Source organism: Herbaspirillum huttiense (assembly GCF_047300815.1).
Lineage (GTDB): Bacteria > Pseudomonadota > Gammaproteobacteria > Burkholderiales > Burkholderiaceae_D > Herbaspirillum > Herbaspirillum huttiense_A.
The window spans coordinates 4,250,280-4,272,105 of sequence record NZ_CP178608.1 but is presented as its reverse complement, the minus strand read 5'-3'; the positions used below and the strand labels follow the sequence as shown (position 1 = coordinate 4,272,105).

General features: G+C 63.9%; 16 protein-coding genes. 1 reads left to right on the top strand and 15 read right to left on the bottom strand.

All coding sequences use genetic code 11. The features are described 5' to 3' along the window. Nucleotides 1-21: 21 nt before the first annotated feature. The 5 genes from ACLRDN_RS19525 to ACLRDN_RS19505 form a co-directional block, all read right to left on the bottom strand. Nucleotides 22-1,524 carry a chemotaxis protein CheW gene (locus ACLRDN_RS19525; protein WP_413457643.1) on the bottom strand — a complete coding sequence of 501 codons (1,503 nt, stop codon included), beginning with the start codon at nucleotides 1,522-1,524 and terminating at the stop codon, nucleotides 22-24. Nucleotides 1,525-1,526: 2 nt separating this feature from the next. After that, nucleotides 1,527-2,891: a methyl-accepting chemotaxis protein gene (locus ACLRDN_RS19520; protein ID WP_413457642.1), complete on the bottom strand. Its 1,365-nt coding sequence runs from the start codon at nucleotides 2,889-2,891 to the stop codon at nucleotides 1,527-1,529. Nucleotides 2,892-3,005: 114 nt separating this feature from the next. Next, complete coding sequence (locus ACLRDN_RS19515; RefSeq protein WP_413457641.1) at nucleotides 3,006-4,352, bottom strand: HD domain-containing phosphohydrolase; 1,347 nt, start codon at nucleotides 4,350-4,352, stop codon at nucleotides 3,006-3,008. Beyond that, complete coding sequence (locus ACLRDN_RS19510; protein WP_413457640.1) at nucleotides 4,349-5,713, bottom strand: ATP-binding protein; 1,365 nt, start codon at nucleotides 5,711-5,713, stop codon at nucleotides 4,349-4,351. The genes ACLRDN_RS19515 and ACLRDN_RS19510 overlap by 4 nt, the downstream gene beginning before the upstream one ends. A 54-nt stretch (nucleotides 5,714-5,767) precedes the next feature. Then, nucleotides 5,768-7,399, bottom strand: a complete 1,632-nt coding sequence (locus tag ACLRDN_RS19505) for a methyl-accepting chemotaxis protein (protein ID WP_413457639.1) — start codon at nucleotides 7,397-7,399, stop codon at nucleotides 5,768-5,770. Nucleotides 7,400-7,759: 360 nt separating this feature from the next. Here ACLRDN_RS19505 and ACLRDN_RS19500 point away from each other — a divergent pair, with 360 nt between their 5' ends. Then, entirely contained in the window at nucleotides 7,760-9,370 is a 1,611-nt protein-coding gene (locus ACLRDN_RS19500) for an EAL domain-containing protein (protein ID WP_413457638.1), read from the top strand. 46 nt (nucleotides 9,371-9,416) lie between these two features. On the opposite strand, the gene ACLRDN_RS19495 is transcribed toward ACLRDN_RS19500, so the two are convergent. From ACLRDN_RS19495 to ACLRDN_RS19450, 10 genes are all read right to left on the bottom strand, one after another. Then, a complete protein-coding gene (locus ACLRDN_RS19495) occupies nucleotides 9,417-9,863 on the bottom strand; it encodes a bacteriohemerythrin (RefSeq protein ID WP_413457637.1) in 447 nt (148 codons plus the stop codon). A gap of 291 nt (nucleotides 9,864-10,154) precedes the next feature. After that, nucleotides 10,155-11,117, bottom strand: a complete 963-nt coding sequence (locus ACLRDN_RS19490) for a chemotaxis protein (RefSeq protein WP_413457636.1) — start codon at nucleotides 11,115-11,117, stop codon at nucleotides 10,155-10,157. A gap of 15 nt (nucleotides 11,118-11,132) precedes the next feature. Further along, a complete protein-coding gene (locus tag ACLRDN_RS19485) occupies nucleotides 11,133-12,878 on the bottom strand; it encodes a methyl-accepting chemotaxis protein (RefSeq protein ID WP_413457635.1) in 1,746 nt (581 codons plus the stop codon). Between the two features lie 153 nt (nucleotides 12,879-13,031). Further along, complete coding sequence (locus ACLRDN_RS19480; protein ID WP_413460418.1) at nucleotides 13,032-15,302, bottom strand: response regulator; 2,271 nt, start codon at nucleotides 15,300-15,302, stop codon at nucleotides 13,032-13,034. A 34-nt stretch (nucleotides 15,303-15,336) separates the two neighbouring features. Continuing rightward, nucleotides 15,337-15,711: an Hpt domain-containing protein gene (locus tag ACLRDN_RS19475; protein WP_413457634.1), complete on the bottom strand. Its 375-nt coding sequence runs from the start codon at nucleotides 15,709-15,711 to the stop codon at nucleotides 15,337-15,339. A gap of 28 nt (nucleotides 15,712-15,739) precedes the next feature. Further along, on the bottom strand, nucleotides 15,740-17,407 hold the full coding sequence (locus tag ACLRDN_RS19470) for an ATP-binding protein (RefSeq protein WP_413457633.1): 1,668 nt from the start codon (nucleotides 17,405-17,407) through the stop codon (nucleotides 15,740-15,742). 29 nt (nucleotides 17,408-17,436) lie between these two features. Further along, the gene (locus ACLRDN_RS19465) at nucleotides 17,437-18,078 is read right to left on the bottom strand and encodes a response regulator (protein ID WP_413457632.1); all 642 of its coding nucleotides are present in this window, start codon (nucleotides 18,076-18,078) and stop codon (nucleotides 17,437-17,439) included. Nucleotides 18,079-18,303: 225 nt separating this feature from the next. Continuing rightward, nucleotides 18,304-19,878 carry a cryptochrome/photolyase family protein gene (locus tag ACLRDN_RS19460; RefSeq protein WP_413457631.1) on the bottom strand — a complete coding sequence of 525 codons (1,575 nt, stop codon included), beginning with the start codon at nucleotides 19,876-19,878 and terminating at the stop codon, nucleotides 18,304-18,306. Nucleotides 19,879-19,899: 21 nt separating this feature from the next. Next, nucleotides 19,900-21,153: an MFS transporter gene (locus ACLRDN_RS19455; RefSeq protein ID WP_413457630.1), complete on the bottom strand. Its 1,254-nt coding sequence runs from the start codon at nucleotides 21,151-21,153 to the stop codon at nucleotides 19,900-19,902. Then, nucleotides 21,150-21,725, bottom strand: a complete 576-nt coding sequence (locus ACLRDN_RS19450) for a chalcone isomerase family protein (protein ID WP_413457629.1) — start codon at nucleotides 21,723-21,725, stop codon at nucleotides 21,150-21,152. The genes ACLRDN_RS19455 and ACLRDN_RS19450 overlap by 4 nt, the downstream gene beginning before the upstream one ends. Between the last annotated feature and the right edge of the window lie 101 nt (nucleotides 21,726-21,826).

Sequence of the window (21,826 nt, the reverse complement as noted above, 5' to 3'; positions counted from 1 at the left end):
CTGCCCGATGTGATGCCTTCTCTAACTTGTGCACGTCCCTGCAGCGGCCGGCCCGGCGCGCGCCGCCGCGCTGGCCTGCAGCGGACCCAGCTGCTCCCGGTGGTCCCACAGTGCGTAAGTGTGCTCGTCGTTGCCGTCAGCCTGGCGGGTGAGGACCAGGTGCATGCGCCGGCCACCCTGTCCCTGGAGGGAAACGCGGCGACAGGCTGAAGCCGCCACGATCTTCTGGGGCGTGTCGAAGACCACGCCGGCCTCGCTGTCGCCGGTACGGACGATGACCACGCTGTGTCCGCCGCCCGTGCCGGCTGCGGCGCGCTGGCGATCCTGCCCCTCCAGCACCCGCGCGTCGATGTTCCAGACGGCCAGGCTGCGGCCCTCGTGGATCATGTGCGCCACACTCCAGGGCTGGCCATCGCCGCTCACGCCATGCTGCCAGACAAGGTTGTCGGGCAGGGTGGTCACGCGTATCACCTCGTCCATCGGCAAGGCCCAGTCGTGGCGTCCCTTGACGATCATGTGCGCCGAAGTGTTCAGGGGACCTGTCCGGCTGAGGGACGTATCCTGCGCGCTCGGTGCCGTATCGTTCCCCAGCGGACAGAAGCTGGTCAGGGCTGCCGCATCCAGCAGCGCCATGTGGCCGCCCTCCTGCGTGGCCAGCAGGCCGCGTACCAGTGCAGAGGCGCACAGCCCGGCCTCGGCGGCGGGCCGCAGCACAGTCATGTCCTGTGCATGGACGCCCTCGGTGGCGCTCACCGGTATGCCGGCCCAGGCACCGGCGTGCTGCACCACCGCCAGGTAGGGCGTGTCGGCCTGGCCATCGGCACCCAGCAGGGCCGTTGGCAGCACCGGCAGTTTGCGGCCGCGCCAGCTGGTATAGCCGCGCAGTGCCGATTGCAGCGCGATGCTGGAGATGGCGGGCATCACATCGACGGCGACCACCTCGGCCGACGGGATGCAGAATTGCTGCGATCCGATACGCAAGCGGGCCAGCAGCATCTTGTTTTGCTCGCTGCGGACAGGGGCGGGAGAGGCCGTGGTGGCAGGCTTCCCGTCGTCGGCCGCCTGCTGCCAGACTTCACACAAGGCAAACAGCCGTTCTTCGTCCAGCACCGGGAGCGCACCCATGGCGGGTACGCTGACTGCGCTTTGGAAAAGGTCTTCACCTGAGGCCGAACGCTGGGCCAGCGTGGTCAGCGCAAGCGGCTCGCGCAGCACGGCTTTGGTGGCATCGACCTTGATGGCCACCTGGCGCCCATGCCACTGCAGGATCAGCGCGACCTGCGCATCGCCGGGGCAAGTGCGCTCGGGACTGGGCCACTGCAGCCAGCGCCGCAGGTCCAGCAGGGGAATGCAGCTTCCTTCCAGTGTCACCAGGCCGACGCAGGCGCCGGCGCGCCGCGGCAAAGGCGGCGGCAGGTCCGACAGCGGCAGGGCGGTGCGTACGGCCGGCAGCGCCATGGCGAAATCCACACCGTCGAGGGTGCACACCACGCCGCCCGGCAGGCACAGAGCATCGGCCGTCATCGTCATGCCTGGTGGGCAATGGCGTCCAGCCGCGTCAGCACCTCCAGCACGCTGCGGGTCTCGCGCGATTGCTGGGCGCTGGAGGCGCGGATGGCATCGACCGAAGCGGAGGTGCCGTCCACCGTTTGCGAGATGTCGGCAAAGGCGTCCGTGACTTGGGTCGACTGGCGCACGCCCTGGTCGATCAGCAGCAGGGTCTGGCCGATCACGCCCGAGATCTCGCGCGCAGCATGGGTGGATCGTTCGGCCAGCTTGCGGACCTCGTCGGCGACCACCGAGAAACCGATGCCGTGTTCGCCGGCGCGCGCCGCTTCGATGGCCGCATTGAAGGCCAGGATGTTGCTCTGGCCGGCAATGCCGGCGATGAGATCGACGATCTCGTTGATGCGCTTGGCCGAGGTCTGGATCTCGCCGATCGAGCCGATGGTGCGGTCCAGCGTGGTCTTGCCCTGGCTGGCAGCGCTCATGGCCATGCGGGCGCGCGTGAGGGTGGTCTCGGTCTCGGTGGAGATGGTCTCGATGGAGGAAGTGAGCGCAGTCATCGAACCCTTGATTTCGCTGATGCTGTCGCTGATTTCAATTTCCTTGCTGACCTGGGCCGTGATGTCGTAGGCGAACTTGACGATCTTGATGATCTTGCCGGACTCGTCGAGGATGGGGTTGTAGCTGGCCTGGATCCAGACCGGTACGCCATGCTTGGCCAGGCGTTCGAATCGTCCGGCCTGGAAACGGCCTTCGCCGAGATCGGCCCAGAAGTTGCGATAGGCGGGCGACTGGATCTGTGCCGGCTGGCAGAACATGCTGTGATGCTGCCCCTTGATTTCGTCGAGGGTGTAGCCCATGGTGCGCAGGAAATTCGGATTGGCCCCCAGGATCTGGCCGCGCAGGTCGAATTCGATGATGGCCGTGGAGCGTGCCATGGCCTCCATCATGCCGGCATGCTCCATGCTGCGCTGGCGATACTCGGTGATATCGGAGGCGAATTTGATGATGCCGGTGACCCTGCCGTCCTGGTCCAGCACAGGGTTGTAGGAAGCCTGCAGCCAAATCTGCTGTCCGTCCCTGGTCTGCCGCAGGAACTGGCCGTGCTCGGCCTGTCCGTCGGCCAGTCGGCGCCAGAAGCTGCGATATTCCGGCGATTTCACATACTCGGGACCGCAGAAGATGCGATGGTGCTGACCCTGCAGTTCCTCCAGCTCATAGCCCACGGCTTCCAGGAACAGCCGGTTGGCCCTGACGATCTCGCCCGTGGGCGTGAATTCAATGATGGCCTGGGTGCGGTCCAGTGCGCGGCGGATGGCCTGGTGGTAGTGCTCTTGATCCTGCTCCGGGGTGTCTGTCAGGAGGGGTTCGCTTACGGTATTCATCGGTTTCCTTGTCGGGTCTTTTGTGTGATGCATCGGGTGGATGCAGCTGGCCTTTTGCCGGCATGGCTGCGTTGACTGGGCCGGCGGCATTTGCCGCCGGGTTCGGGTTGTCGGTCAATGCAACAGGATTTTGGCCTTCAGCGGCATTTCATCGATCTGCTCGAAGCGACGCAGCCGCGCCAGGATAGCTTCGTCCAGTACGTGGTCCTTGTTCAGCAGCAGCACGCCGGACTTGGTGCGCAGGTCTTCGGCCAGCTTCATGCCCACGCGCAGGTCTTGCGGGGCCAGCAGGCGGGTCTGCTGTTGCATGGCCAGGCGCTGTTCTTCCATCATGGCGATGAAGGTGTTGACCACCACCGGGTCATAGCGATGGCCGGCATGTGTGCGCAGCATGGACAGGGCTTTTTCGGGACTCACGTTGTGGCTGGTGATGCCGCCGTTGCACAGGCCCTCGAAGTCGCGTACCACGGCCAGGATGCGCGCGCCCATCGGGATGGCGTCGCCCGAGAGGCTTTCCGGCACGCCGCGGCCGTCATAGCGCTCGTGCTGGTGTCGGATGATCTCGCCGGTCTCGGCCAGGGTCGGGATGGGTGTCAACAGCATCTGGCCCTTGACCGGATGCCACAGGAAACGCTGCAGTTCATCGCTGCTCATCTTTTCGATGGGCTTTTTCACCAGCTCATCGGGCAGGTCCAGTTTGCCGATGCCGTGCAGCATGCCGGCCATCATCATCTCCTTGGCGTGATGGCTGTTCATGCCCATGCGCAGCGCCAGCTGCTCGCACCAGCGTGCAATGCGGGCGGACTGGCCGTTGGCCAGGCCGGCACGCAGTTCGCTGATGTCGGAAAACACATGCAGCATGGAGAGGAAGGCCTTCTGTTCTTCTTCCTGGGCGTTCTCCAGGAACAGCACGGTCTGGCGCAGTTCCTCAGTGCGGGCCTGCACCTGGCGTTCCAGCTGGCGGTTGAAATCGGCCAGTTGCAGGTTCTGTTCGCGCACCTTGCGTTCCAGCGCCATCTTCTGCTTGCGCAGCTGCTGTTCCTCCAGTGCGTGGGTCACGACCATGAGCAGCTCGCGGTCTTCCCAGGGCTTGGAGAGGTAATGGTGGATGCCGCCATCGTTGATGGCCGAGATGGTGCTGCCGATCTCGGAATAGCCGGTCAGCAGGATGCGCATGGTGGCCGGCCACTGCTGCTTGACCTGGGCCAGGAACTGGGCGCCGTTCATGCCGGGCATGCGCATGTCGGAAATGACCAGGTCGACATCGGCGCTGGCCAGGATGTCGAGTCCGGCTTCGGCGCTGGTGGCCGTGAGCAGACGATAGCCCTGGGGGCGGAAGGTACGTTTCAAGGCCGACAGGATGCTCTGTTCATCATCGACCAGCAGCACGCAGGGCGGCGGCAGGGCGAACGGGTCGGCTTGTTGCAGGGTCTGGAGTTCCTGGCTGTGGATGGCGGTCATGATGCTTCTCCTGGTTCGCCCGATGCCTTGCTCGGCGGCTGGGCGCTGGCGGGATCGATGGGCAATTCGATCCGGAAGGTGGTGCCTTTGCCCGGTTCACTGCTGACATGAATATCGCCGCCATGCTTCTTGATGATGCCGTAGGACAGCGACAATCCAAGCCCGGTCCCGCTGCCGACCGGCTTGGTGGTGAAGAAAGGTTCGAAGATGCGGTTGATGTGTTCCGGCGCGATGCCGTGTCCGGTATCGCTGATGCAGACGGCCACGCGCTGGCCGCAGCGTTCGGTGCGGATGGTCACGCTGCCGCGCTCCTGGATGGCCTGGGCCGCATTGACCAGCAGGTTCATGAAAACCTGGTTCAGTTCCGAGGCCAGGCACTTGATCATGGGCAGCTCGCCGTATTGCTTGACGATGGTGACCTTGTACTTCAGCTCGTTGTTGGCGATGTTGAGCGTGCTGTCCAGGCCGCGATGCAGGTCGGCCATCTGCCAGTTGCTTTCGCCCGTGCGCGAGAAGTCCTTCAGCGACTGCACGATGTTCTTGACGCGTTGCAGGCCCTCGTTGGATTCGGCCAGCAGTTCAGTCACGTCTTCGCTGAGGAATTGCAGATCGGCGCGGTCCTCGAAGGCCTGCACCTCGGACTGCGCCACGCTGGAGGGCAGGCTGCCGTTGGTGATGCACTGGTACAGCTTGATGCCTTCGAGCAGCGTGGCCACATAGTTGCCCAAGGTGTTGAGGTTGGCGTTGACGAAGCCGATCGGATTGTTGATCTCGTGCGCCACCCCGGCGGCCAGCTGGCCGATGGAGGCCAGCTTCTCGGACTGCATGAGCTGGGCCTGGGCCATTTTGAGCTGTTCGATCAGGGCGCTCTGTTCTTCGGCCTGGCGCTGCAGGGTGTCTTCCATCTGCTTGCGGCCGGTGATGTCGGTCATGAGGCCGATGACTTCCAGCGGAGTGCCTTCCGCATCGCGGATCAAACGCAGGGTGTCGTGCATCCACAGGTAGCTGCCGTCGTGGGTGCGGAAACGGTACTCGTAGATCTTCTGGTCTTCCACGAACAGCATGGCCAGGCTGGAGAAGATGGCGGCCGTGTCGTCGGGGTGGATGTGGTTGAACCAGAAGTTGGGGTCGTCCAGCATTTCCCAAGGCTCGTAGCCCAGCACGCGGGAGGCGTTTTCGCTCACGAAGGTGAGCTGGAAATCGCCCGAAGGTACGCTGCTGTAGATGATGGCGGGGGTATTGCCGATGATGTGGCGGTACCGTGCATTGGCCTTGACCAGTGCCCGGGTGTCGGGCGCGTCATCGGCATGGGTGCGTTGGCTGGCGCACTCGTTGGCCATCAATGCTTCGCTGTGTCCCATGTTCGCCTCCTCAGCGATGGCTCCGGATCAGGGGCTGGAGCCGCGCCCTCCAGTTCAGGCAGCGCGGGGCAGGGCCACACGCGTGTTTTCGTGCGTGGGCAAGGCCACGACGGTGGCCGCCATGCCGTCCAGGTTGAACACGCTGATGGCCTGGATCATCTGCTGCGTCGACTCCTCCAGGCTGCCGGCGGCGGCTGCTGCTTCTTCTACCAGCGCCGCGTTGCGCTGGGTCACTTCATCCATCAGGACCACGGCTTCGTTGACCTGCTGGATGCCGGTCTGCTGTTCGCCCGAGGCCGCGGTGATCTCAGCCACGGCGGTGGCGGCCTGCGTGACCGCGCGCATGATGCCGCCCATGGTGTCGCGCATGTCGCCGGCCAGTTTCACGCCGGTACCAACCCGCTGCGAGGATTCGTCGATGAGCTGTTTGATTTCCTTGGTGGCCTGGGCCGAGCGTTGTGCCAGGTTGCGCACTTCACCGGCGACCACTGCAAAGCCGCGTCCCTGTTCACCGGCGCGTGCAGCTTCCACGGCCGCATTCAAGGCCAGGATATTGGTCTGGAAGGCGATACCGTCGATCAGTCCGGTGATCTGCTTGATCTGCTCGGCGCTCTTGTGGATGGCATCCATGGTGTCGTTGATGTGACCGATGGACGCTTCGCCATCGCGCGTGGTGGCCAGCGCTTCTTCCACCAGGCGGTTGGCCTGACGGGCGTTTTCGCTGTTCTGGGTCACGGTGGAGGCCAGCTCTTCCATGCTGGCAGCGGTTTCTTCGAGGCTGCTGGCCTGTGATTCGGTGCGCGAAGAGAGGTCCATGTTGCCGCGTGCGATCTCGCCGGTGGCCTGGGCAATGTGCATGCCGCTGCGGCGCACGTCGCCTACCGATGCCACCAGGTTGACCCGCATCTGTTCCATGGCCTGCAGCATCGCCCCCATTTCATCGCGGCGGGCCTGCAGGTCGGTGGCCGACAGGTCACCGCCCGCCACCCGGCGCGCCTGCGCCACGGCGCGCCGCAAGGGGGTGAAGATGCGCTTGGCCAGGGTCATGCGCATGAGCGCCAGGCTGCCCAGGGCGGCGCCGGTGGCGGCCAGCGTGGGCAGGCTGCTGGCGTAATCCGTGCACTGCCCGTTCAGGAAGGCCAGCGCACAGATGCCGGCTCCGGCCGTGCCCAGCACCAGATCCAGCCGTGTCTTCAGCGAGACCTGCGAAACCTGGCGCAGCTTGCCGCGCAGGCCCGTCGGCACCACTTCTCCGCGATGCACGGCGATGCGGGCGCATTCCTGCTTCAGTTCCTTGTAGGCCTGCTCGGCGGCGGTGATCTCGGCGCGCGTGGGCTTGGTGCGTACCGACATGTAGCCGGTGCATTTGCCGCGTTCCCAGATCGGCGTGACGTTGGCCTTGACCCAGTAGAAGTCGCCATTCTTGCAGCGGTTCTTGACCAGTCCGGTCCAGGGCAGGCCGGCCTTGAGGGTGCTCCACAGGTCGGCGAAGGCCAGCTCGGGCATGTCTGGATGGCGCACGATGTTCTGCGGCGCACCGATCAGCTCTTCTTCCGTGAAGCCGCTGATGTGGATGAAGGTCGGGTTGACGTAGGTGATGCGCCCCTTGGTATCGGTCTTGGAAACGATGGAGCAGTGGGCGTCGATCTCGCGCTCTTGTTGAGTGACGGGCAGGTTCAAGCGCATGATCGGTCCCTTGAAAATTGATTGATGGAATCATTAAAGCATAAAATCATTGAAATCGCTAAAAAAATGATTCTTCTTGGGAATAAACGATAAATTCGTTGTTCTGGCCCCACTGTGTTGTCAAGGCGAAAAGCCCACTCCAGCTTCTGGGAAGAATGTCCTTTCTTATTGATTAATAAGGAAAAATGCCGAATTTTTAGGCAGTGGGGCGGGCCTTTTCCCAGCCGATGCAAAGACCATTCATCATTTTATAAAATGATTAAATTGATTTAATCGTTTGTTCGCGGTCTAATGATGAGCATCCGACAGGAATTCCGGGGCGAACGGGCCGCGACGCAAGCGGCGGCACTAGGGGGGAATGTGAACAACAAAAGCAAGGTGGTGGTCCTGACCATCATCGCCACCATCGTGGCGGCCACGGTGCCGGTGATCGGCATGCTGTGGCTGTCGCGCCAGGCAGTGATCCAGTCCGAGCATGAGCGCCTGGCGCGCTATGCACATAGCGTGGTGGACCGGGCCGAGGCCACCTTCCAGAACAGCCAGAGCGCGTTGAGGTCGCTGTCGCCCTTGCTGCTCTTTCCCTGCTCGGATGATCACATCGCACAGATGCGGCTGATCGCCGTCAATTCCGGCGCCATCGAGGAAATGGGCTATTACGAGTCCGGCCAGTTGAAGTGCACTTCCTGGGATCGCCGTGCCCAGGCGCTGCGCCGGGCACAGCCGGAACTGGCCTTTACCACCGGTGACGGCATCGGTGTGGCGCTGGCAGAAAGTTCTTTCGTCGCCGACGGACCCAGCATGATGGCGCTCCAGTACGGTGCTCATGTGGCGCTGGTACACCGGCAACGATTCGTTGATGTGGTACTGGAAGACGGCGTGCACGTGGTCCTTGCACGCAATGGTTTCGGGTTGGTGGCGCAATATGGCATGCCGGTGTCGGCCGGCATGGCCGGCCGTGCGCTGCGCGGGCTGGGCGCCCAGGATTTCGATGGCTTCTTCGTCTCGACCGTCAGCCGCGATGGCTGGACGGCCGCGGCCCTCACCGACGGTCAGCACGTGCTCGACGTGATGACCGCCGAACAACGCTGGTTCCTGCCGGTGGGGGTGCTGCTGGGGCTGATCCTGGTGCTGCTGGTGCTGCGCGTCTCGCAGGCCCGCCTGTCACCGCTGGCCGATTTGCAACTGGCGGTACGCAAGAAGGAATTCATCGTCTTCTACCAGCCCATCATCGAGCTGGCCACCGGGCGTTGCGTCGGTGCCGAGGCGCTCATCCGCTGGCGCCGGCCGGACGGCAGCATCGTGCGGCCCGACCTGTTCGTGCCGCTGGCCGAGGAGAGCGGCCTGATCCTGCCCATGACCGACCTCGTGATCGCCGCCGTGGTGGATGAATTGGGCGATACCTTGCGCGCGGACCGCGCACTGCATGTGGCCGTGAACGTGGCCGCCCATGACATCAAGACCGGGCGCATCATCGACGTGGTCAGCCAGACCCTGGCCGGTACCGACATTCGCACCGAACAGCTCTGGATGGAAGCCACCGAACGCGGCTGCATGGACATCGCTTCGGCCCGCGTGACGCTGGCGCGGGCGCGCGAGCTGGGGCATTCGATGGCACTCGATGATTTCGGGACCGGCTACTCCAACCTGCAGTACCTGCAAGGGCTGCCCATGGATGCGCTCAAGATCGACAAGTCCTTCGTCAGCACCATCGGCACGGGCGCTGCCACCAGTGCCGTGATCGATCACATCATCGCCATGGCCAAAAGCCTCAATCTGTTCATCGTCGCCGAAGGCGTGGAAACCCTGGAGCAGGCCGCCTACCTGGGCGGGCACGGGGTCGACTTTGCCCAGGGCTGGCTGTTCGCCAAGCCCTTGCCGGCCGACGAGTTCATTGATTTCTACCGGGCCACGCTGGCTGATTACGGCACCGGGCCGGAGATCATCCGCGTTTCCCTGCCCGACCTGGCCTGACCTGACTTCTCCACCGTTCCTGACGACCCGCTCCGCGTGCGGCGGGTCAGCGCTGGCCTGATGCTGCGCCCTGCATGCGCAAGGCCAGCGCCAGCGCCTGGTCCATTCCCGCCATGTGCCGCACCAGCATGGCCGGGATCATGCCCATGACGATGTCGGCCAGCGGCGCATTGCCATCATCCAGGTAGGGCCGCAGGCGATGCAGCAGTGCCAGCAGCTCGGCATGGTCGCGGCGATGGGCGCGGATCTCGCCGTAGCCGATCTGGTCCATCATCTGTTCTTCTTCCCTGAATCCTGCTTCGATCTGCGCAACCAGGGCCGCATAGGCGCTGGCAAACCGCGCCGGCGGCACCACCGCCAGGGCAGCCACGCTCTCCAGCACTTCACGATGCTCGGCATCCATCGCAGCCAGCAGGGCCGGAATGCCTTGGGCCGGCCCCTTGCTGCCGGCGCCAGGGACGAGGGAAACGACACGTTCAGAAGTGGGAACCATGGCCAGCCTCCTGGTACAGGACGACCGCGCGCGGGTCGGGGCGGAGACATCCGCATCGCCGGCAGGGCGCGGGCGTGCCGGAGGGATGTTCACTGCCGATTCTAGGAGCCTGGCCTCGAAATAATTTGAGATAGCTCAAGCCAGCCCGGATTGGCGGGGTGCTGCGCCGCGGCCCTATGAAGAAAAGCCCCACGGCACCGTCAGGGTGGCGTGGGGCCGGTCTTGACGGCCGACGGGGTGTCGGCCGTGCGCTTGTAAAAAGCGCCGTTCCTGGCTCTGCAGTAGGTGCCGTCAGGGGGGCAGCACCTTGCGCAGCATTGCTGCCAGTTCAGGCGGTGAAAACTTGGCGACATAACCATTGGCGCCCACCGAACGCACATGGTCTTCGTTGGCCGCGCCGGTGAGCGAAGAATGGATCACCACCGGCAAATGTTTGTAGAGGTCCGAGGCCTTGATCTTGCGGGTCAGGGTGAAGCCATCCATCTCCGGCATTTCGAGGTCGGTCAGCACCATGGCGACCTTGTCGGTGAGGGGCTTGTGTTCCTGTTCCGCTTCGCGGGCCAGTTCCTGCAGTTTCTTCCAGGCTTGCAGGCCGTCGGTGGCCATCACGTAGGGCAGCTTGAGATCGTTGAGGCACTGCTCGATGAGGGCACGCGCCATGCGTGAATCATCGGCGGCCAGCACTACCGAGCCGGGCTTGATCTTCAGTTCGTTGCCACCCGGTGCGGGGGGCTGGATCTGCTCCTTGACCGGCGAAACCATGTTGAGGATCTGTTCCACGTCCAGCACCTGCACCAGGCGGCCGCCGTCCTGGGCCGAATCGAGCCGGGCGATGCTGGTGACCACGTTGCCGGAGGCATTGGAGTCGGCCGGCAGGACCTGGCTCCAGTCCAGGCGCACGATTTCTTCCACTGATTCCACTGCGAAGGCCTGGGTATGCCGGGCGAACTCGGTGATGAGCAGGATGTTCAGTCCATGGCCCGGCTTGCAGCCGGCCACTGCCGGCAGGTCCACCACCGACATCACCTGGCCGCGGATGTTGACCATGCCCAGCATCGGGGAGCGCATGCCGGCAGCAGCCGTGATGTCCATCATCGGGACGATCTCGCGGATCTTGAAGACGTTGATGCCATACAGTTCGCCCGGCTTGTCGGTCGTGCCTTCGGGGTTGCCGAGACGGAACAGCAGCAGCTCGAACTTGTTGCTGGAGGTCAGGTTGGTACGTTCGTCGATTTCTTTTTGGAAGGCGTCCATGTCGTCCTCAGGTCTTCAGAATTGTTCCCAGTCGCCGTTGTCGGCGCTGTCGTGTTGGCTCTTGGCCGGGGCCGACGAACGTGCCGACGGTGCGGACGCGGCGATGGCCTTGGGACGCGCTGCGCTCACTGCCGGGCGTGCCGGGGTGATGTTGCGCGGGGCAGCGGCCATCATGGCCGGCTTGGCGCTCACCGGCGCCGGCACGTCGCTGGCATCGAGGCGGAACACGCCCACCGTCTGGCTCAGGCGTGCGGCCTGTTCCTGCAGGGCCTTGGCGGCAGCCGCAGCCTGTTCGACCAGGGCGGCGTTCTGCTGGGTGTTTTCATCCATATGCACGACCGCATTGTTGATCTGCTCGATGCCCTGGCTCTGCTCGGCGCCGGCGGCGGTGATTTCGGCCACGATGTCGGAGACGCGCTTGACGCTGGCCACCACCTCGTTCATGGTCTGGCCGGCTTCGCCGACCAGCTTGGTGCCAGTATCGACCTTGGCCACCGAGTCGTCGATCAGGGCCTTGATTTCATGCGCTGCCGAGGCACTGCGCTGGGCCAGCGAACGCACTTCCGAGGCGACCACCGCGAAGCCGCGTCCCTGTTCGCCAGCACGGGCTGCTTCCACGGCGGCGTTCAGGGCCAGGATGTTGGTCTGGAAGGCGATCCCGTCGATGACGCCGATGATGTCGGCGATTTTGCGCGACGATTCATTGATGGCATCCATGGTGTGAACAACCTTGCCCACTACCTGGCCTCCGGCCTGGGCCACCTCCGATGCGGAGACCGCCAGTTGGTTGGCTTGGCGGGCGTTGTCGGAGTTCTGACGCACGGTGGAGGTCAGTTCTTCCATGGCCGAGGCGGTTTCTTCCAAGGCACCCGCCTGTTGTTCGGTACGGGAAGACAAGTCCATGTTGCCGGTGGCGATTTCGGCCGAGGCGGTGCTGATGGTGTCGGTGCCGGTGCGCACTTCCTGCACGATGGTGAGCAGGTTGTCGTTCATCTGCTTGAGCGCTGCCATCAGCTGCCCGGTTTCGTCACGGCCGGCGTTCTCAGGGATGCGGGCGGTCAGGTCGCCATCGGCCACCTGGCGGGCAATCGATACAGCTTGAGTGAGCGGACGGGCCACGAGACGGGCAATCCACCAGGACAGGGTCAGGGCCAGCACGACACAGGTGGCGACCAGGGCGAAGATGGCCATGCGGGCTTGTTCGTAGACGCTGCTGGCCTGCTGTTCCGAGACGGCTGCGCCCTTGGCATTGACCTCGCTGAGTTCATTGATCTGGTCCTGCAGCTTGCGATAGACGGGCGTGGAATCGTTCAGGAGCACGCCATAGGCCGTCTGCTTCTGGCCATCGATGAACAGTTTCTCCATGCGCTCATGGGCGGCCTTGTAGGCGGCAATGTTGCGCTGGATTTCCGGGTACAGCTCCTTTTCGCGCGGCTCCGAGATCAGGGTGCCGTAGCGCGCCACTTCCTTTTCCAGCACGGCCATCTGCTTGTTGCCACGTTCGCGCGACGCCAGCTCTTCCTTCTTGTCGTCGGTGAGCAATTGCTGCATGTCGAAGCTGCGCGAGCGCGCCATCGCCAGGCTGATCTTGGCCAGGCTGTCGATGCTGGGCAACCAGTTGCGGGCGATATCGGCGGAACTCTGGTTGACCTGGGCCAGCTGCGTAATGGAGAAGCCACCCAGCGCCACGATGAACATCAGCACGACCAGGAAGCCGGCATTGAGTTTGTGGGCGATTTTCAGATCGTAGAACCATTTCATGATGACACTCCTGATAAATGCGCGGTGTTGGAATATTCATGTGCGCTCAGGAACCATCATAAGACGGCCAAACAAATAAATCAAATAAAACAATTTAAGCAGTTGTTTTATTTCCTTAGGGATTTTCCTGAATTCAACTCAGGTTTGTTGATCTCAGGCTTTCTGCAACCACTTTTCCACCGCATTCATCAGGCCGACCTGGGTGAAGGGCTTGCTGAGGTAGTCATCCATGCCGGCGTCGAGGCAACGCTGGCGGTCGCCTTCGATGGCGCTGGCGGTCAGGGCGATGATGGGCGTGCGCGGGCGGCCATGCGCCTGCTCGAAGCTGCGGATCTCGCTGGTGGCCTGGTAGCCGTCCATGACGGGCATCATGCAATCCATCAGCACCAGGTCATAGTTGCTGCTGCGGATGGCCTCCAGCGCCAGCTGGCCGTTCTCCACCTCCTGCAGGATGCAGCCGCGCCGCGCCAGCAGGATGCGCAGCAACTGGCGGTTGATCTCGGTATCCTCGGCCACCAGGATGCGGGCGCCGGTGAGAGAAGAAGGCGCAGACGTGGCCGTCGGGGGCGATGCGGGGAGCGGGTTCACCTGGGCTGGCACTGCCGGCGCGGGGGGGACTGGGCTGGCGGCGGGTTGCGGCGCGAGTGAAGCATTATTCTGCACAGTCTTCTGCGGCGGCGCGTCCGGGCGGTCGACGGCCGCGCCTTCCGGGCAAAGAATGTCGAAACTGAATTTGGTGGATTGTCCGGGCACGCTCTGGCAGGCGATCTTGCCGCCCATCAGTTCCACCAGGTTCTTGCTGATGGCCAGGCCCAGTCCGGTCCCGCCGAAACGACGAGAAATCGAGGTGTCTGCCTGGGTGAAGGGCTGGAACAGCTGGGACAGGGCTTCCGGGGCAATGCCGATGCCGCTGTCGGCCATGGAAAAGAAGATGCGCCAGCGCGCCGGCGTGGCGTCATCCCGTTGCGCCGACATGCTCAGCCGCACGTAGCCGGCCTGGGTGAATTTGATGGCATTGCTCAGCAGGTTGCCCAGCACCTGTTTCAGCCGCGACGGGTCGCCGACCAGGCAGAGGGCGTCATCGCAATCGATGCGCACATCCAGCTGTACATCCTTGTTGTGGATAGAGGGCCGGTACAGTTCGGCGACCTCGCGCACCAGCCGCGCCGGGTGGAAGGGCACGCCCTCCAGATCAAGCTTGCCCGATTCAATCTTGGAAAAATCGAGGATGTCGTTGATGATGCGCACCAATCCGCCGGTGGCATTGTGGATGCTGTCGGCATAGTGCTGCTGCTTGCTCGACAAGCCGGACTCCTTGAGCAGTTCGGACAGGCCCAGGATGCCATTCATGGGCGTGCGCACTTCATGGCTGACCATGGCCAGGAAGCGCGACTTGGCCTGGTTGGCCTGGTCTGCTTCTTCCTTCAACTGCAGGGCCAGCTGCGCATCCTGCTCGCGCCGCTGGACCTGGCGAAGGGCCACGCCAAAGCCACCGATGAGGCCGACCAGGCTGATGGCGGCCACCAGCATCAATGGATACATCGATTCCAGCCATTCGGTGAAATAGACCTTGTCGGTCACGCCGATTTCCAGGTACATCGGCGCATTGCGCACCGGCCGGTGGATACCGAGCCAGTGGGCCTGCATGAAGTAATAGGGCTCCTTGGCGCCGGCGCCGGCCGGGCGCGGCAGGTGCAGGTCGGCCAGCGGCTTGATGTCTCGCCGCACCGAGGTGTCGTGGACCAGGGAAGTGGTGATGAGCGGTTTCTCGTCTTCGCGCGCCAGCAGGATGGAAAAGGGCTTGTCCTTCGTGACGGCGTTGAAGAACTCTTCAAAGAACGAACTGGGCAAGGCCACCACCACGATGGCCAGCATGCGGCCCTGGCGGTCATTGATGCGGCGGGTGAGGTAGAAGGTCGGCACGCCGGCCGCGCGCGAATTGACCGTTTCGCTCAGGAAATCCTCGGTCGACGCATTCTGGCTGTGATGGAAGAAATAGTCGCGGTCGGTCAGGTCCAGCGGTGGCGGCGGGAATGCGCGTGACAAGCTGATGATGCGGCCCTGCGCATTGCTGATGCCGATACCCGAAATGAAGGGCAGGCCACGGATCTTTTCGCGCATGGTGCGGGAATACTCGGGCGTGCTGACGTGTTCGCGCAGCTGGGTGTCATCGCTGACGTTGGCGGCCTCGATATCAGACTGGATGCTGTCGAGCACCAGCCGGGCCGAGGAGATGGTCTGGGCGGTGCTCTCGGCCAGCACGGTGGAAAGCGTGGCCAGGTCGTTGCGCCAGTCGTTGAGGCTGGCACGGTACAGCAGGCTGCCGGAAATGATGACGGTGGCCGCCAGCAGCCCCAGCAACAGGGCGCCAAGGGTGACGGCGGACTTGCGGATGCGCGGCGGGGCGGGCGTGGAGGGCGTCATGGGCAGGCGGGCTGGGCAGGTGCGCCCGTGCAGGTCAGGACCGGGGGAGGGAGCGCGCACAGCGCCCGATTTCATCCAGCACCAGCGCAAAGCTGGCCTGCAACTGCACCAGTTCTTCCGGTCGCGGCGTCTGGCCGTTGCGGGCGGCCTGTTCGGTCTGCTGCAGCAGCATCGTCAGTACCTGGGCCTGGAACATGGCACTCATGCCTTTGAGGCTATGGCTTTCGTGCCGGCTGCGCTCGGCATTGCCTTCCTGGGCGGCCTGTTCCAGTCGGGCAAAGATGGCCGGTGCGCTGTCGATGAACGTACGCGCCAGCGAAGCAACAGTGCCGGCGTCGCCACCCACCGCTTCCAGCAGCTGGCTCGGGTCGATATGGTGATAGTCGGTCAGTGGCTGGCCCGGTTGCACGGTATTCCCCTCTCTTCTTGGCGGCCGATTACTTCGGCTCTTGCAGCGGCAATGTGAAGCTGAACGTCGATCCTTGATGTTGTTTGGACTGTAACATGAGTTGGCCGCCCATGAGCGTCACCAGGCGCTGCGCAATGGTCAGTCCGAGGCCCGCGCCGTCCTTGGCGCGCCGTTCGCTGTCATCGGCCTGGGTGAACTTCTCGAAGATGGTATCGAGTTGCCCGGCGGGAATGCCGATGCCGGTGTCCTTGATGCGGATGGCCAGCTGGTCGCTGCTGCGGTCGACCTCGACCAGTACGCGCCCGGTGTCGGTATAGCGCACGGCGTTGCCGATCAGGTTTTCCAGCACGCGCAGGACCTTGCGCTGGTCGCACACGATGATCTGCGGAACATCGTCGCTGATGCGGCATTCCAGCTGCAGGCCCTTGGCCTGGGCGCCCTGGTAGTGGCGGGCGATGGCCTGGCTGACCAGTTCGCGGATGTTCTCCGGTTCGCGATGCACGGCCACACGGCGGTCTTCCAGGGCCGTGACTTCGAGGATGGATTCGACCAGGCCCAGGAGGCGGTTGCCGCTGTCGTTGATGGCGGTGGCGTATTGCGCCAGGGGCGACTCGCCCAGTTCCTCGCGCAGCGCATCGGAATAGCCCAGCACGCCGTTGAGCGGGGTACGGAATTCGTGCGACATGTTGGACAGGAAGCGCGATTTGGCCTGGCTGGCCTGCATGGCTTCCTGGCGGCTTCTCACCAGCGACCCGGCCATCCAGATCAGGATGGCATTGAAGATCAGTACGGCCAGGGTGATCAGCGAGACCAGCGTCAGGGTGCGCGTGCGTTCGCGGTAATAGGGGGCCAGGCGCTCTTCGATGTCGATGCCCACCGAGGCGTAAAGCGGATAGTCGCGCAGCTTGTGGAAGGCGTAGATGCGCTCGCGGCCATCGATGCGGCTGGCCGCCTCGATCACGCCATTGCCTTGTGCCAGCATGGCCGCGAGGACCTTGCTGCCGTTGACCTGCTCGCCCATGGAATCCGTGTCACCGGTGCGGCGTACGCGTGCCACACCGTCGGCACCGAGCAAGGTGATCACGCCATGGTGCCCGACATCAATCTGGTGGTACAGGCTGGTGAAATACTGCGGATCGATGGACACCACGATCACGCCGCCAAAGCTGCCGTCAGCACGGTTGATGCGGCGCGTGAGCTGCAGCGACCATTTCTTGGAAACGCGTCCAAGTACCGGTTTGCTGATGAAGAGCTTGTCATCGCCCCCCTGCATGTGCACCTGCACGTGCTCGCGGTCGGACAGATTGATCGGGGTGAAGGGCTTGCTGGAGAGCACCACATCACCCTTGGCATCGACAATGGTGAAGAGGTTGTAGACGTTGCGTGCCACCAGGCCATTGGAGATCTCGGTGGCCAGGTCCAGTGACTGGCCGCGTTCGGCATAGCGGTAGCGCAGGTAGAGCGCCGCCTGGTCGGCGGCCTCGATGGTGCGGTAGGCGTGTTCGAGGAACAGGCGCGAGAGCGACTGGGCATCGCGGCGGGCATCCTGCAGATGGTTCTCGCGGCTGGTGTTGAGCTCCTTGAAGGCGCCCAGCCACAAGCCGCAGACCAGCAGCAGCGAGAACAGGCCCAGGGCCAGGCGCAGGTCGATGCGCGCGAACCGGAGGGAGAGAGAGGGGTGTTTCCGGTCATCCATGGCACTGCTGGCCTTTCCTGTGTGGGCCCTTAGCGGGTCTCGCGCTCCCTGCGGGCACAGCAGGCCCGCATGTAACCGCGCAATTCATCAAAATTGACCGGTTTGGGGAAGTACACCACCCCGGCTGGAATACCACCGCGCATGGCCATTTCTTCTTCGTCCAGGCTGCTGACGATGGCAATGCTCACATCTTGCAGCTCCGGATCTTGGAGGATGGTCTTGACCACTTCGTAGCCATCCATGCCTTCCATCACGATATCGGCCAGCACCACATCGGGTTTGCTGCGCGCGATCTCCAGGAGCGCCTTGTAACCGTTGTCGCAATACACCAGGTCCAGCGGCAAGCCCCAGGAACCCAGCGCGCCGGCATAGAGCTCGCGCTGCAGACGGTTGTCCTCGATCACCAGCACCGCCGTGCGGCCATTGCCAGGGCGCGGCGCCGCGCTGCTGCGGCCATGTTCGGCCGCCTCGCCCGACGACGACGAGCCGGGCGTGGACTTGTAGGCATGCACGGCCGCCAGCGGAATGCGGCGATGTCCACCCTTGGTCTTCCAGGCCTCGATGATGCCGGCCTCCACCAGTTGCTGGACGGAGGACACCGAGATACCCAGGATGTGCGCTGCTTCCTGCGTGGTGCACACCTCGGAGCTGGTTGTCTTTGCGGTTTTCATGAATTCATTATCAGTATTTTGCCCAAATAAATCAAATTCATTATTTAGAATTTGAATTCGGTATAATCGGTTTTCGACGAAAAGCAACAGTGATGCCTTCAGGCAAGGCTTTCCTGGCCCATTATGCAGAGAATTCCGTGACTTTGTCAGATTTTGTGTATTTTGCCTGCTTTTACCGGATCCGGCAGCTTTATCGCGCGGTGGGAGATCCTGCCAGGGGCGGTGTCAGAGGGTATCGAGCTGGCTGCGCAGGGTGGCGGCGCGTTCTTGCAGGGCCTGGATGTCCTCGGCCTGCATTTTTTTGATCTGCTGATAGGCCATGCCCATGCGCGGGTTGTTGCCGAAGGTGGACTGGTGGCGCAGGAAGAAGTCCCAGTACAGGGCGTTGAAGGGGCAGGCATCGCTGCTGGTCTTTTGCTTGGGGTCGTAGGCGCAGCCCTGGCAATAGTCGCTCATGCGGCCGATATAGGCGGCGCTGCTGACATAGGGTTTGGTCGCGATGATGCCGCCATCGGCCCACTGGCTCATACCCAGGGTATTGGGCAGTTCCACCCATTCGAAGGCATCGATGTAGATGCCCAGGTACCAGTGATGCAGTTCTTTCGGGTCCAGGCCGGCCAGCAGGGCGAAATTGCCGATCACCATGAGGCGCTGGATGTGATGCGCATGGGCCGTCTCCAGCGACTGGCCGATGGCGTGGCGCAGGCAGTTCATGCGGGTCTGGCCGGTCCAGAACCACGCCGGCAGCGGCAGGCGGTGTGCCAGCGCGTTGCGCTCGTCGTAGCCGGGCATCTGCGACCAGTAGATGCCGCGCACATATTCACGCCAGCCGATGATCTGGCGAATGAAACCTTCCACCGCCGCCAGTGGCGCTTTCCCTTCGCGCCAGGCCTCCTCGGCGCGGCGAACCACTTCCAGCGGATGCAGCATCTTCACGTTGAGCGCGAAGGACAGCAGCGAGTGAAACAGGCGCTGCGCCCTGCTGCTCATGGCGTCTTCGTAGTCGCCGAAATGTGGTAGCACGGTAGTGATGAAATGATCCAGATGCAGCAGGGCTTCTGCGCGGTCCAGCGGCCAGCGCAGCTGCGTGGCCTGGGGATCGCCGAAGCTGCGCACGCCTTGTGCCTGCAGCATCTCCCACAGCGCGCCATGGTCGTGCGGCTGGCGCCAATCCCGGGGCTCGGGCGGATTGCCGGGCCAGCGCTTGCGATTGTCGTGGTCGAAATTCCATTGGCCACCTTCGGGCTTGCCGTCGGCATCGAGCAGCAATTCGAAGCGGCCCCGCATCTGCCGGTAGAAATGTTCCATCAGCCATTGCTTGCGGCCCTCGAATAGGCGCGGCAGTTCATTGCGGGCGGTGAGGAAATGTTCACTGTCGACCACGGCGGTCTCGCCCTGGCGGGCTGGGGCCCAGGCGCTGCCCCACTGCAGCAGGGCCTGGTCGACGCGCCATTCGTCGGGCGACTGCCACTGGACGCGGCGAGCCTGGTAGTGCGCGGCCAGGGCGTCGAGATTGTCCGCCAGCGACTGCCGGTTGCTGGGGTCGTCCAGGCGGATGTAGCGCACGCGATGGCCGCGCTCACGCAACTGCTCGCCGAAGGCGCGCATGGCCGCGAAGATGGCCAGGATCTTTTGTGCATGGTGCAGCACGTAGTCGGTCTCGGAGCGCACTTCCATGAGTACGTAGACCACCTCGGGATCGATCTGGTCGAACCAGGAATGCTGCGGGTTCAACTGGTCGCCCAGGATCAGGCGCAGGGTGGCGGCGGGAGTGGCTTGCGCTTCGGTCTTTTTCTTCATGATCTGCGAACGGAAAATGGCTCAGGCAGCGTACTGGCGGCCATAGCGGCCCAGCGCCATGAACGCCGCCAGTTTCAGCACGCAGGGCAAGGCTGCATAGACCAGCGGCAGGCTGCTGCTGGGCCCTTGCCCGGGTTGGTAATCGAGGGCTGACAGCAGCGGCAGGGCGATGCCCGCCAGGGCCAGCGCCAGCTTGCCCAGCATGGTCAGGATGCCGAAGGCGGCCCCGACTGACGCGCGCTGCGTGACCACGCGTGCCAGCAGCACCGGGGGCAGCAGCAGGTCGGCGCCCAGCGCGGCGCCGGTGGCCAGGCACACGAGCAGAAACGCCCAGCGGTCGCCCGGCCCCAGCAGGACCGCGCCGACGAAGCCGGCAATGGAGAGCAGCATGGCCTGGCGCCAGCAGGCGATGGTGCCGAAGCGGCGCGCCAGGGCGCTCCACAGCGGCAACCCCAATGCGGCCGCGCCGAAGTAGGCCGCCAGGAAACCGCCTGCCAGCGCGCGTTCCTGCAGTTGATCCTCGATGAAGAACAGCGCCAGCGTGGCCGGAATGGCGGCCGACAGCGCATTGAGCAGATAAGGGGGAAGCAGCGAACGAAACGCCCGGTTGGCCCACAGTCCTCGCAATGACACGCTCCAGCGCGCACCCTGCGCCATCATTGGCGGGGCCGGCTGGCGCAGCAGCAACAGCAATGACAACGCCAGCACGGCACCAAAAAACAGGCAATACCAGGTGATGCGCTGGTCGACCAGCGCCGGATCGGCGGCGAGAATGCCGACCGGCACCACGCTGGCCACGATCACCCCGGCCAGGCCCGCGCCTTCGCGCCAGGGAACGGCGCGCAGGCCTTGCTCCGGCAGGCGCGAGCCCCAGGACAGGTAGGCGATGCTCAGCATGCTGTGCGCGCCATAGGCCAGCACCAGCATCGCCACCAGCCACACCATGGCCGCCTGCGGCGAGGACGGCGGTTTCCAGAGACAAATGAAGGCGGCTGCAAGCACCACCCCAGCAGCCGCCATCCAGCGCTTCTGTCGTTGTGCCGAGCGATCCAGCAAGTGACCAAACAGGGGATCCTGCAGCATGTCCAGCAGGCGCGCGGCGAACAGCACCCAGCCCAGCGGTGCCAGGGCCAGGCCTACATGGCTGGCGTAATACGCCGGGATCTGCACGAACAGCGGCAGCGCCGCCATGGCCAGGGGCGCGCCCAGCATGCCGTAGGCGGCATTGCTGCCGCCGGTGGAAGGCACCGGCGAGGCGTGAGGTAGTGCGCTCAAGGCGTCTCCCCGAGCAGGCGGCGGCGCAGGCTTTCATCGCGGCTGGGCTGCCCCAGCCAGATATTGAAGAAGGAACGCGCCAGTTCCGGATCAGCGATCTCGGCCAGCATCTTGTCGCGGTCATACAGGCGCATGCCGCGCTGGGGCAGGTAGACACCGACCAGCTCGTCACCATCGGCCACGTCGATGAAGGCACGGTTCAGTTCGCTCTTCCAGCGCGCCAGCGTCGTGCCGGCGATGGGCGTGGGGCTCATGCGCTGGATCTCTTCAATGGAGGTGGCGGCCAGCTTGTCACGGCTGACCTTGACCTTGTAGTCGAGCTGCAGGGCAAACGGCTGGCTGTCATCGAGCGGTTTCTGCGGCGCCCACAGGGTGGCCTGGTAAATGCGGAAACCCAGCCAGGTCATGGTGCCGCTGCCCACTGTCTGCAACTGTGCCGGCAGGGCCTCGCGCCAAGGCTGGGCGGCATGTGCGGCGCGGCCCGGCCAGAGCGCGAAGAGCGCCACCAAGAAGGCGCAGCAAACCAGGCGCAGCGGTTGGCGGTCAAGGGCGCGGACGGTGGCGTTGGACATCGGATGTCTCCTCATGGGCAACAAGATGACTACCAGTATAAGATAAAAGCTACCAATTGGTATTTAATATTTACTGATTGGTATGATTTGCCGGAATGGCT